We start from the raw sequence: 10953 nt of genomic DNA on the forward strand, positions 1-10953 counted from the left end.
ATCAATAACAATATATAGTAGTATACTATCACTAAAAAGGACTTTTTCAGTGGCTTCCTTATAGAAGTGGGGGATTTCTTGCTCACGGCGTGTTAAAAAAGATAAATAAAAACACTAAATGAATCATAAGGCATTTTCTAATTATTAAAATGAACAGATATGTAAACTTTACAGACCCAAAGTTGAATGATAAAATGTAACTTATTAAGTTACGGTAATGTGCGTGCAATTAGGAATAGGAGGGAGTATATGGCAAAAATTATAAGTATAGGAAATCAAAGTTTTGAATCTATACGTGAAAAGAATAATTTTTATATAGACAAGACTTCATTTATAAAAGAATGGTGGGATAATTATGATGTAGTGACATTAATAACCCGTCCACGCCGTTTTGGAAAAACCTTAAACATGGATATGATAAAATGTTTCTTTTCAAATGGATATAAAGACAGAGGGGATTTATTTGAAGGGCTTGATATCTGGAAAGATGAAAGATATCGTGAATTACAGGGGGCATATCCTGTCATATTTTTAAGTTTTGCGGAAATTAAAACAAAAAATTTTGAATCTGCAAGAGAGCAGATATGTTTTCAGATAATAAAGTTATACAATGAAAATGAATATTTATATGATAGTGGTGTATTAACAGAAAATGAAAAGAAATTTTTTAGAAGTGTGAGTATGGAGATGTCTGATGCCATATTAAGCACAGCTATAAACCAGATGTGCTGCTTTATGCAGAAATATTATGGAAAAAAGGTAATAGTTTTACTTGATGAATATGACACTCCTATGCAGGAGGCATATGTAAACGGTTATTGGGAAGGACTTGTGGCAGTTACAAGAAGTATGTTCAACTCTACATTTAAGACAAATCCTTATCTTGAAAGAGCAATAATGACAGGAATAACTCGTGTCTCAAAGGAAAGCATCTTTTCAGACCTTAATAACTTGGTCGTAGTTACAACTACATCAAACCAATACGAGACAGCATTTGGATTTACAGAAGAAGAAGTATTTAACGCACTTGATGAACAGGGACTTTCTGATAAAAAACAGGAAGTCAAGACATGGTATGACGGGTTTATTTTTGGAGACAAAAAAGATATTTACAATCCGTGGTCAATAATAAACTTTTTGAAATTTAAGAGTTTGGAAACATATTGGGCAGACTCAAGTTCAAACGGGCTTATAAACAATTTAGTGCAAAAAGGAAGTTCGTATATAAAAATGCTTATGGAATCACTTCTAAAAGAGGAGATGATAGAAGTGCCAATAGATGAGCAGATTGTATTTTCAGAACTTGATTATTCGGAGGATGCAGTGTGGAGTCTTATGCTCGCAAGTGGGTATCTTAAGGTAGTATCAGCAGAACCGCTTACGGGAAACCGCAGGAAAGTAAGAAGGTATAAACTTACACTAACAAACTTGGAAATACAGCTAATGTTTGAAAATATGATACTCAGATGGTTCAATTCTGCAAAAATGGAAACAAATGAATTTATAAGGGCACTTATAAGCGGAGATGTAGAAAGCATGAATGAATATATGAATGATGTAGCATTAAAAACATTTAGTTCATTTGATTCAGGAAAGCATACATCGGATAAAAAAGCAACTGAGAATTTCTATCATGGTTTTGTGCTAGGACTTATGGTAGACCAGACAGAAAATTATATCATAAACTCAAACAGAGAAAGCGGTTATGGAAGATATGATATAATGCTTGAACCTGTGGACAAAGAAAATATAAAATATCCGGGAATAGTCATAGAATTTAAAGTAATAAATCCTAGAAAAGAAAGCAGCTTAGAGGAAACAGTTGAGTCAGCATTGCAGCAGATAAAAGAGAAAGATTATGATGCAGAACTTATAAAAAGAGGAGTAAACAAAGAAAACATCCACCATTATGGATTTGCATTTAAAGGCAAAGAGGTGTTGATAGATGGAGTATAATTATTAGTTATTTACTAATAAATTTATTAGTGACTTACAAATTTGCTAATATATTTAAAATTAAAAGTAAATCCATTATTATGTGCTTGATAAACAAAATAGTTCATAAAATGGAGGTAGTTAAATGTTGAATGAGTCAGTAATTAAAGTATTAAAAAATGGAATGTGGGATCTTGCAACCTGTGCGGAGGGTGAGCCTAATGTAGTTCCTGTTGCGTTTAAGGATGTTACAGAGGATGGAAAACTTGTTGTAGGAGATGTATTTCTTGAGACCACATTAAAAAACATTAAGGCAAATGACGGAAAGATTGCAATTTCTGCATATGATGCCAAAACCCTTGAGGGATATCAGATTAAGGGGAAGGCAGAATATGTTACGGAAGGCGAGCTTGTAAATACATTTAAGGCAATGGTTGAAAAGATGTTTAATGGTGCGGCTACTGCAAAGGGAGCACTTATAATTTCGCCTGAGAAAGTGATTGTTACAACTCCGGGAGCAGATAATAAGAAAGAGATTTAAAAACACTAATAAATTTGATAGTAACTTTAAAAAATAGTACCCTCAAACTATAATTAAGATGATTGTGAAAAATAGCATCATTATAAAATAGATTGGGGGTATTTTTTTGGCTAAATATAAGAAAAAACTTGAAGATGATATCAGGTGTCCGCTTGAATATGGTCTTGCTGTGTTTGGTGGAAAATGGAAGTCAAGAATTATATGTGTTTTATCAGCAAATGAGAAACTTCGCTACAGCGAGATAAGAAAAGAAATGTTTAATATCACAGATGCGGTGCTTGCGGCAACATTGAAGGATTTGATATCAGATGGCATAGTTGACAGAAAGTCATATGATGAAATTCCACCGAGAGTAGAGTATTCACTTACCGAAAAAGGAAAATCAGTCGTGCCGATATTGCAGAGTATATGCAGATGGTCGGGGATTTTCTATAAGGAAGACAGTGAAAATGAAATGTCACAATGCCAGAAGTGTGACTATGGAATTAGGTAGTTCTTGAAAAATTGGCTGCTACATATAGGCATAAAAGATAAGAGAGGTTTAAAAATTATGTTAAAATATACAGAGGAAAAAATATTTACAAAAGGGCAGGTTCAGGATTTATTTTTATCTGTTGGATGGATTTCAGCAAATTATCCGGAGCGTTTACATAAGGCACTTATGAATTCGTCTACAGTCCTTACGGTGTGGGATGGGGATAAACTTGTAGGTCTGACAAGGGTTCTTGATGATACAGAGATGCTTGCTCAGGTTCATTATGTGCTGGTGCATCCTGATTATCATGGACAGGGGATCGCAGGCAGGATGATAGAATATATAAAAGAAAAGTACAAAGATTTTTTATATATTGAGGGGATGCCCGAGGATAAAAATAATGTACCTTTTTATGAGAAGCATGGTTTTTCGGTGATTGAAAATGGGGCGGCGATACAGATTTGCAATTATGGGAATAAGATTAAACAGCATGATTAAATCATTAAAAAAGTGTTTTTGAATATACAGGATTGAAATAAATTTTTAATTCTGTATATTTTTTTCTTTTTTTGAAGGTTTTTCAAAATCTCATTCGTTTAAGTATAATGAAGAGGGAAGAACGGGAGGTGATGAGGCTTGGCGGACAATACCATACATATGATGCAGCTTGAAAAATCTATGCAGCAATATGAAAAACTTATTTTTTCAATCTGCTATCGTATGTTGGGGGATTATTTTGATGCACAGGATATGACACAGGAAACATTTCTAACATATTATAAGGTGCTTGACCGGTTTGATGGTCAGAATGAAAAGGCTTTTTTGACCAAAATAGCTACAAATAAATGCCTTGATCTTCTTAAATCAAAAAGAAGAAAAGAGATGCCGACTGAAGATGACATACTTGAAAGTAATGTCGGTACAGTTTCATCTCTTGAGGAATCATTTTTGGAAAAGGAGATAAACGAAGAGCTAGGCAATGCCTGCCGTGACTTGAAACCACCGTATAATGAAGTTGCCTATGAATTTTACTGCTGTGACAAGACAGCAAAAGAAATTTCAGAGAATCGTGGTATTAAGCTAAAGACGATACAGACACAGATTTCAAGGGCAAAAAAGATGCTTCAGAAAAAATTGGAAAAAAGGCGGGCAGTATATTAAGTCAGAAAGAACGCACAAACTTGGTATGCACAAAAAACATGTGCAGAAGGGAGGTTTATTATGGCACATATAACCGATGAGCAGATTAAAAGATACTATATGCATGATTTAAGACAGGATGAAGAAATCAGTATGCTTACCCACATTGCAAAATGTGAATATTGTGCCGGAAGATTTGCATCGGGTATACCTGAGACTGAGATGATAAAGCTGCCGCGTGGGGTTACGGCGGGAATTTTGGAAAAAGCAGAGAAAATACCGACAAGACGCGACAGGAAAAAGGAATATTATGGATATTGTACAAGAGTTGCACTTGGAATGTGCATGGCACTTGGACTTTTGGTTACTGTTAATTTGTCAAACGGCTTATATTCACAAAATCTGACAGGTGCGGGAGAGGTTATTGAAGAAGTAGAACAGAATGTAAATTTGGGTCTTGGCATAGGTGATACTAAAAAGGGTGTCATGGCAGAGAAGTCGAAGTATGATAAAAAACAGTTAGAAATGAAAAAAAAGCAGGAGGAAGAAAGAAAAAAATTTATAGAAAAAAATAGGGAAAACAGTGGGAGAGAAAGTTTTAGTATAAATAGGGTTTTTAAAAATCTGCGGAATTTCTTGCAGATAAAAAAATAGTATTAGGTAATTGTGAAACTGCTTATAGACTATGTTATAGCTGTATAATTTAATTATTGATAATGACAGTTTCGCAAATGCTAAAAATTAATATAAGTTGGAGGATCATTATGACACATAAAAGAAATAAGTTTTTAACATTTTGTTTTTCGTGTATGCCGGGAGCGGGACAGATGTTTTTAGGATTTTTTAAAGAAGGCGTCAGCCTTATGACAGTGTTTTTAGGAATTATAGTTATATCTAATTGGTTATATCTGGAATGTTTTGCAGTAGCAGCAATAATTGTATGGTTCTATGCATTTTTTGATGCCATGAACAAAAACTCATTGCCTGATGAAGAATTTGCCGGACTTGAAGATAATTATATCTGGGGAGACAATTTGGATTGTCTGCCGAAGCTGCCAAAGGGTAAGGGAAGAAAGATTTTGGCAATAATTCTTATATGTTTCGGTGTATATATGCTGTTTAACAGTATTATTTCAGCACTTTTAGGGATGGGAATATATATATCATATGAGGTAAATCAATTTTTACTGCATTATATACCACAGTTTATTGTTGCGTTTGCTATAATAGCTGTCGGATTTAGAATGATAGCGGGAAAAAAGCAGGAAATAGATTTTGATGACGATGAAAAGTATTTTGAGGGGAGAGATGACAAATGAGACAGCGTAGAGTAGGTACGATTACATTAGGCATTTCGCTCGTAGTGTTTGGAGTATTGTTTCTTGTTCATATATTTGGCGGTGTACTCAACTATATGCTTATATTTCATCTCTGGCCATTGATACTTATCGTTCTTGGCGGTGAGATATTATATTACAGTTTTTTTGCACCTGAAAAATCGGGAACATATGATTTTGCAGCAATGGTCATATTGATAATGATAGTTTTCTTTGCAATGTGTATGGCGGGAGCTGATATGGTATTTTCACATATACCGAAGGATGCGTTTGATAAATGGTGGTTGTGGTAGGGTATGTGGTATACGGAAGCTAAAAATGAAGATTATTATTCTATCTCAGGGACGCTTTCGCTCGGAGAACTATGCAGCAGTACATAAGTGGGCTTAAATACGCCCACTAAGTGCCGGCATAGTTCTAACGCCCTTTGGTCAGAATAATAATCTTTATTTTTAGCTGTGTATTGGGGGAAGATAAAAATAATAGATTAAGTAGAATATAGCTATATTTTTATTGTTTTTAGGGTTAAATGCTATTATACTTTACTTGAATTGAAAATAAATGACAATTAAAATTAAATAAAGTATATTGATATAAAGTTTGGAGAATACAATGAAACGAATAAAATTAACAGTTGCTTATGACGGCACGAATTATCATGGCTGGCAGGTGCAGCCAAATGCTGATACGATAGAGGGGGAATTAAATAAGGCAATATCGGAACTTACTGGAGAGCAGATAGAGGTTATAGGGGCGAGCAGGACAGACGCGGGAGTGCATGAACTCGGCAATGTGGCTGTATTTGATACAGAGAGCCGCATCCCCGGAGAAAAATTTTCATATGCATTAAATCAGCGGCTTCCTGAGGATATAATAATACAGAAATCAGAGGAAGTAGGTAAAGATTTTCATCCCCGTTATCATGAGTGCAGAAAAACATATGAATATACTATATTAAACAGAAAATTTCCATTGCCCGAATACAGGAATACGGCGCATTTTGACTATGGAAAACTTGATATAGAAGCAATGAAAAAAGCGTGCAAAGCGTTTATAGGAGAACATGATTTTGCAGGATTTTGTTCGGCAGGAGCACAGGTAAAAACTACAGTAAGGACAATATACAGTTTGGAAGTTGAGTGCTTGGAACTTGGGGGTAATAACAGGCTGATAAAAATACGGGTAAACGGAAATGGTTTTCTCTACAATATGGTGCGCATAATCGCAGGAACACTTCTTGAAGTGGGAAAAGGAAATATAGCACCGGAGCAGATGGAAGATATAATAAAATCCACTGACAGAAAAGAAGCAGGACCGACAGCACCAGCTAAGGGACTAAAACTTGTGGAAATCAGGTATGTGTGAAAACTCGCGAATTTGTGATATAATAACTCCAAAATCCAGATGCTTTGCATCTGTCGCACTTCGTGCTATAAGATTTTGTCGTTCACAAATTTGGTACAAGAGAACAAGCTCTCTTGTCTTGCAAATTTGTGATATAATAAAAATAAGTTATTGTAGAACAACGGCACAAGAATGGAGGGGTAATATGATGTATCCGTATATGACATTGGCAGATCAAACAGAAATTGTACATTCTCATATAATTGAAGAGGATGGAAAGAAAAAAGTAATTGTAAATTTTGAACGACCAACTGAAAACGGTTTTGACTCGGCAAGGTGTGAATTGCCTGATTATAATTGGACAGAACGAGAGGGATATTCTGATGAGGAAATTGCCTTTTTTGAAGAAATTTTACACAGCAATGCACACCTGTTATATAAATATGCTGAGAATGGGGGAATTAATATTGCCTAAATTATTTATGGTAAGTGGTTATACGGTTTATTTTTGGTCAAATGAAAACGGAGAACCCATTCATGTTCATGTAGCAAAAGGAAAACCTACACCAAATGCAACAAAGATATGGCTGACGAGGTCAGGTGGATGCATTTTGGCAAGCAATGGAAGTAAAATACCTAATAAACAGTTAAATGAGTTAATGGAGTTCATATCTGCTCAGTTTTTCTTGATTTGTGCAAAGTGGAAAAAAGCATTTGTGACGGATGACATTAAATTTTATTGTTGATATTTTTAAAATATTTGATTTGCTTGTGGAAATCAGGTATATATGAAAACTCCATCCACACTTGCAATGCACCTTGGATTGTGCTATTATCTCATTTGCGAGCGGTATTCGGATATAGAATGAAAAGAAACTGCATCAGGGATAATGTGACCTCTGCAAAATGTGGAGGTGGTAATATAAATATAGGTTTTATAGGGGCAGGAGCTGTTGGTTGCAGCATGGGAAAATATCTGTGTGAAAACAGCAGCATTGCGAAGATTAAAGGTTATTATAGCAGAACCAGAGAAAGCGCTGACATTGCGGCGACTTTTACAAATTCAAAAGCATATGCTTCGCCGGAAGAACTGGTGAATGAATGTGATGTTATATGTATAACGACACCCGACGATAGTATTTCAAAAGTGTGGGAGCAGATTAAAAATTATGATCTGCATCAAAAGATTATATGTCATTTTAGCGGTTCATTATCATCTGATATATTTTCAGGAATAGAGGAAACAAAGGCAGAAAAGATTTCTATTCATCCTATGTATGCGTTCAGCGACAAATTCACATCATATAAACAATTAAATACGGCAAGGCTCACAATGGAAGGAAGCAGACAGGCAGTAAAGGTGATGCAGGAGCTTTTTGGAGATGAATTACATCATAAGATTTTTATGTTAAAGGCTTGTGATAAAGTGAAATATCATGCGGCGGCGGCATTTGCAAGTAATTATGTTGTCGGAATTTTTGATGTTGCACTTGGACTTTTGAAAGACTGTGGATTTACCGACGAAGATGCGGTTTCTCTTTTAGGACCATTGACAATGGGAAATGTTAAATCTGTGATTGAAAATGGAACTTTAGATGCACTCACAGGTCCTGTTATAAGGAATGATACAGGAACTGTTAAAAAACATCTTGAAGCACTTGATGATGAGAATGTGCTTAGGATATATAAAAGTGTCGGAGAAAGGCTTGTTAATATGTCCGAGAAAAAAAATCCCGACAGGGATTACAGTGAGTTAAGGGAGATTTTTTCGGAATAAAAAACTGATAAAATTATTATTAGTTTTGAGAAATTTATAATTTAGCTGGCAAAATCCCGAACATTTAGGTTCGAGGGATGACAGGCCACTTTAGATACAAAAAAATATCTGTGAAAGTATGGTCTGATATTGTGGCTTAAGTTACAGAGTATCAGAAAAGAAAACAGAGATGTGGAAGTGAGTTGTCGAAAAATAATCCGATACTCCTCAAAATATAAAATTACTGTCAGTCGAACAGTAATTATGAAATTTAAGTATGTTGAAAATTCTGTCAATGTAAAGAAACCTGACCATAAAAGGCGGGTATTCGGAAAGGAATTAAATTATGAAAAACACAGTAAGAACATTTCAGATGGCAAAGGAAAAAGGTGAAAAACTTACAATGCTTACCGCCTATGATTATTCAACAGCAAGACTTATGGAAGAAGCAGGGATAAATGCTATTCTTGTCGGGGATTCTCTTGGAAATACAATGCTTGGTTATGAAGATACGATTTCCGTTACTGTTGAAGATATGATACATCATGGGGCAGCAGTTGCCAGAGGAACAAGTGATACTATGGTTGTTATAGATATGCCGTTTATGTCTTACCAGACAGGAACAAGAGATGCACTTATCAATGCGGGCCGTCTTATGAAAGAGGGACGTGCAGGAGCAGTTAAACTTGAAGGTGGAGCAAGTGTGTGTCCACAGATAAAGGCAATAACTGAAGCAGGAATTCCTGTTATGGCTCATCTTGGACTCACGCCACAGTCTGTAAATGCATTTGGCGGCAACAGAGTTCAGGGAAAAACAGAGGAAGCGGCAAAGAAACTTATTGAGGATGCACTTGCAGTACAGGAAGCAGGAGCATTTGCAGTTGTACTTGAATGTATTCCTGAAAAACTTGCAAAGATCGTTACTGAAAAACTTGATATTCCAACTATCGGAATCGGTGCAGGAGCAGGCTGTGACGGACAGATACTTGTATATCAGGATATGCTTGGAATGTTTTCAGATTATGTACCTAAGTTTGTCAAGAAATTTGCAAATGTGGGTGATGTGATGAAGCAGGCGTTTAAGGATTATATCAGTGAGGTTTCAGCAGGTACATATCCGGCACCGGAGCATACATTTAAGATTGATGATGATGTTTTGGAAAAACTATATTAGTTTTTTGTATCAAATTTGTGAAAATAATTTAGAATGTGTGAATTGCACAGTTATAATAAAATAATACCGACGGCACGCTTTTGCTATGTTATCACTTGTAGCAGCACATAAAGATTGACAAGGCCACTATCAAGTGCTGACGGTGACAAAATGTTGGCTAATATTATTTATTATAACTGCACAATAAATATAAAAGAATATAACGAATAGAGTTAAAAAATCATTTTTAATTATAAATAGATTGGAGCGTAAACAATGGAAATTACAGGTAGTATTAAGAGAGTCAGAGAACAGGTTAGAGAGTGGAGAAAGGAAGGTCTTACGGTTGGTCTTGTACCTACTATGGGTTATCTTCATGAGGGACATAAGAGTCTTATAGACAAAGCAGTTGAACAGAATGACAAAGTTGTTGTCAGCGTTTTTGTAAATCCTATGCAGTTTGGTCCTACAGAGGATTTAGAGAGTTATCCGAGGGATATGGACAGGGATGCAGCTCTTTGTGAGAAAGCGGGTGCAGCTCTTATATTCCATCCTGAACCGGAGGAAATGTATGACGATAATTTCTCATCATTTGTTGATATGAATACGCTTACAGGCGGTCTTTGTGGAAAAACAAGACCTATTCATTTTCGTGGAGTTTGTACTGTTGTTGCAAAATTATTCAATATCGTAACTCCTGACAGAGCTTATTTTGGACAGAAAGATGCGCAGCAGCTTGCAGTTATCAGACATATGGTAAATGACCTTAGTTTTGGTATCGAAATCGTTGGCTGTCCTATCATTCGAGAGGAAGATGGTCTTGCAAAGAGTTCAAGAAACACGTATCTTAATGAGGACGAGCGCAAGGCGGCACTTGTACTCAGCCGTTCATTAAAAGAGGGCAGAAAACTTGTTGAAGATGGCGAGAAAGATGCGGCAAAGGTAAAGAAAACAATTACTGATATAATAGAGAAAGAACCTCTTGCAAAGATTGATTATGTTGAGGTTGTTGACTGGAACACACTTGAGCCTGTAGAAAAGATTGATGGACCTGTGCTTACAGCTATAGCAGTATACATTGGAAAGACAAGACTTATTGATAACTTTATCATTGAAAAATAATTATGATGTGAGGGTCAAAAGCAGATAGCAATATATGTTATTGTACAGGATATTTTAACACTATCAAGGAAGTCCCCCATTTTTATTGCGTTGAGCAATAAGTGGGGGTGGGGACTTGCTTGTATCAGGAGGGGTACAAGCCACTTCTGA

General features: G+C 35.6%; 14 protein-coding genes. All 14 read left to right on the forward strand.

The annotated features are described in order from the left end of the window. Positions 1-249: 249 nt before the first annotated feature. The 14 genes from KQI69_RS08065 to panC all read left to right on the forward strand — a co-directional run bounded on the left by KQI69_RS08065 (position 250) and on the right by panC (position 10803). Complete coding sequence (locus KQI69_RS08065) at positions 250-1956, forward strand: AAA family ATPase (protein ID WP_216564866.1); 1707 nt, start codon at positions 250-252, stop codon at positions 1954-1956. A gap of 124 nt (positions 1957-2080) precedes the next feature. Next, complete coding sequence (locus KQI69_RS08070; protein ID WP_253289061.1) at positions 2081-2476, forward strand: pyridoxamine 5'-phosphate oxidase family protein; 396 nt, start codon at positions 2081-2083, stop codon at positions 2474-2476. A 106-nt stretch (positions 2477-2582) separates the two neighbouring features. Further along, entirely contained in the window at positions 2583-2969 is a 387-nt protein-coding gene (locus tag KQI69_RS08075) for a helix-turn-helix domain-containing protein (RefSeq protein ID WP_253289062.1), read from the forward strand. Between the two features lie 57 nt (positions 2970-3026). After that, positions 3027-3449, forward strand: a complete 423-nt coding sequence (locus KQI69_RS08080) for a GNAT family N-acetyltransferase (RefSeq protein WP_216564867.1) — start codon at positions 3027-3029, stop codon at positions 3447-3449. Positions 3450-3587: 138 nt separating this feature from the next. Continuing rightward, complete coding sequence (locus KQI69_RS08085; RefSeq protein ID WP_253289063.1) at positions 3588-4112, forward strand: RNA polymerase sigma factor; 525 nt, start codon at positions 3588-3590, stop codon at positions 4110-4112. Positions 4113-4172: 60 nt separating this feature from the next. Continuing rightward, positions 4173-4745 carry a hypothetical protein gene (locus KQI69_RS08090; protein ID WP_216564868.1) on the forward strand — a complete coding sequence of 191 codons (573 nt, stop codon included), beginning with the start codon at positions 4173-4175 and terminating at the stop codon, positions 4743-4745. A 110-nt stretch (positions 4746-4855) separates the two neighbouring features. Next, positions 4856-5410, forward strand: coding sequence for a hypothetical protein (locus KQI69_RS08095; RefSeq protein ID WP_216564869.1), 555 nt, complete (start codon positions 4856-4858; stop codon positions 5408-5410). Then, on the forward strand, positions 5407-5721 hold the full coding sequence (locus tag KQI69_RS08100) for a hypothetical protein (RefSeq protein ID WP_216564870.1): 315 nt from the start codon (positions 5407-5409) through the stop codon (positions 5719-5721). Before KQI69_RS08095 ends, KQI69_RS08100 begins: the two co-directional genes overlap by 4 nt. A 319-nt stretch (positions 5722-6040) precedes the next feature. Continuing rightward, the gene (gene truA / locus KQI69_RS08105) at positions 6041-6793 is read left to right on the forward strand and encodes a tRNA pseudouridine(38-40) synthase TruA (protein ID WP_216564871.1); all 753 of its coding nucleotides are present in this window, start codon (positions 6041-6043) and stop codon (positions 6791-6793) included. 184 nt (positions 6794-6977) lie between these two features. Continuing rightward, complete coding sequence (locus tag KQI69_RS08110; protein ID WP_216564872.1) at positions 6978-7247, forward strand: hypothetical protein; 270 nt, start codon at positions 6978-6980, stop codon at positions 7245-7247. Next, positions 7240-7518, forward strand: a complete 279-nt coding sequence (locus KQI69_RS08115; protein WP_216564873.1) for a DUF4160 domain-containing protein — start codon at positions 7240-7242, stop codon at positions 7516-7518. The genes KQI69_RS08110 and KQI69_RS08115 overlap by 8 nt, the downstream gene beginning before the upstream one ends. A gap of 119 nt (positions 7519-7637) precedes the next feature. Continuing rightward, positions 7638-8549, forward strand: a complete 912-nt coding sequence (locus KQI69_RS08120; RefSeq protein WP_216564874.1) for a Rossmann-like and DUF2520 domain-containing protein — start codon at positions 7638-7640, stop codon at positions 8547-8549. Between the two features lie 325 nt (positions 8550-8874). Then, on the forward strand, positions 8875-9702 hold the full coding sequence (gene panB, locus KQI69_RS08125; protein WP_216564875.1) for a 3-methyl-2-oxobutanoate hydroxymethyltransferase: 828 nt from the start codon (positions 8875-8877) through the stop codon (positions 9700-9702). Between the two features lie 255 nt (positions 9703-9957). After that, positions 9958-10803 carry a pantoate--beta-alanine ligase gene (panC, locus tag KQI69_RS08130; RefSeq protein ID WP_216564876.1) on the forward strand — a complete coding sequence of 282 codons (846 nt, stop codon included), beginning with the start codon at positions 9958-9960 and terminating at the stop codon, positions 10801-10803. Positions 10804-10953: the final 150 nt, after the last annotated feature.

It is taken from the genome of Eubacterium sp. MSJ-13, assembly GCF_018918235.1.
Lineage (GTDB): Bacteria > Bacillota > Clostridia > Lachnospirales > Lachnospiraceae > Butyribacter.

Excerpts from the sequence above, each read along its gene's own strand:
- KQI69_RS08065 (WP_216564866.1), top strand. The coding sequence starts at position 250 with ATGGCAAAAATTATAAGTATAGGAAATCAAAGTTTTGAATCTATACGT.
- KQI69_RS08070 (WP_253289061.1), top strand. The coding sequence starts at position 2,081 with ATGTTGAATGAGTCAGTAATTAAAGTATTAAAAAATGGAATGTGGGAT.
- KQI69_RS08080 (WP_216564867.1), top strand. The coding sequence starts at position 3,027 with ATGTTAAAATATACAGAGGAAAAAATATTTACAAAAGGGCAGGTTCAG.
- KQI69_RS08090 (WP_216564868.1), top strand. The coding sequence starts at position 4,173 with ATGGCACATATAACCGATGAGCAGATTAAAAGATACTATATGCATGAT.
- KQI69_RS08095 (WP_216564869.1), top strand. The coding sequence starts at position 4,856 with ATGACACATAAAAGAAATAAGTTTTTAACATTTTGTTTTTCGTGTATG.
- KQI69_RS08100 (WP_216564870.1), top strand. The coding sequence starts at position 5,407 with ATGAGACAGCGTAGAGTAGGTACGATTACATTAGGCATTTCGCTCGTA.
- truA (WP_216564871.1), top strand. The coding sequence starts at position 6,041 with ATGAAACGAATAAAATTAACAGTTGCTTATGACGGCACGAATTATCAT.
- KQI69_RS08110 (WP_216564872.1), top strand. The coding sequence starts at position 6,978 with ATGATGTATCCGTATATGACATTGGCAGATCAAACAGAAATTGTACAT.
- KQI69_RS08120 (WP_216564874.1), top strand. The coding sequence starts at position 7,638 with ATGAAAAGAAACTGCATCAGGGATAATGTGACCTCTGCAAAATGTGGA.
- panB (WP_216564875.1), top strand. The coding sequence starts at position 8,875 with ATGAAAAACACAGTAAGAACATTTCAGATGGCAAAGGAAAAAGGTGAA.
- panC (WP_216564876.1), top strand. The coding sequence starts at position 9,958 with ATGGAAATTACAGGTAGTATTAAGAGAGTCAGAGAACAGGTTAGAGAG.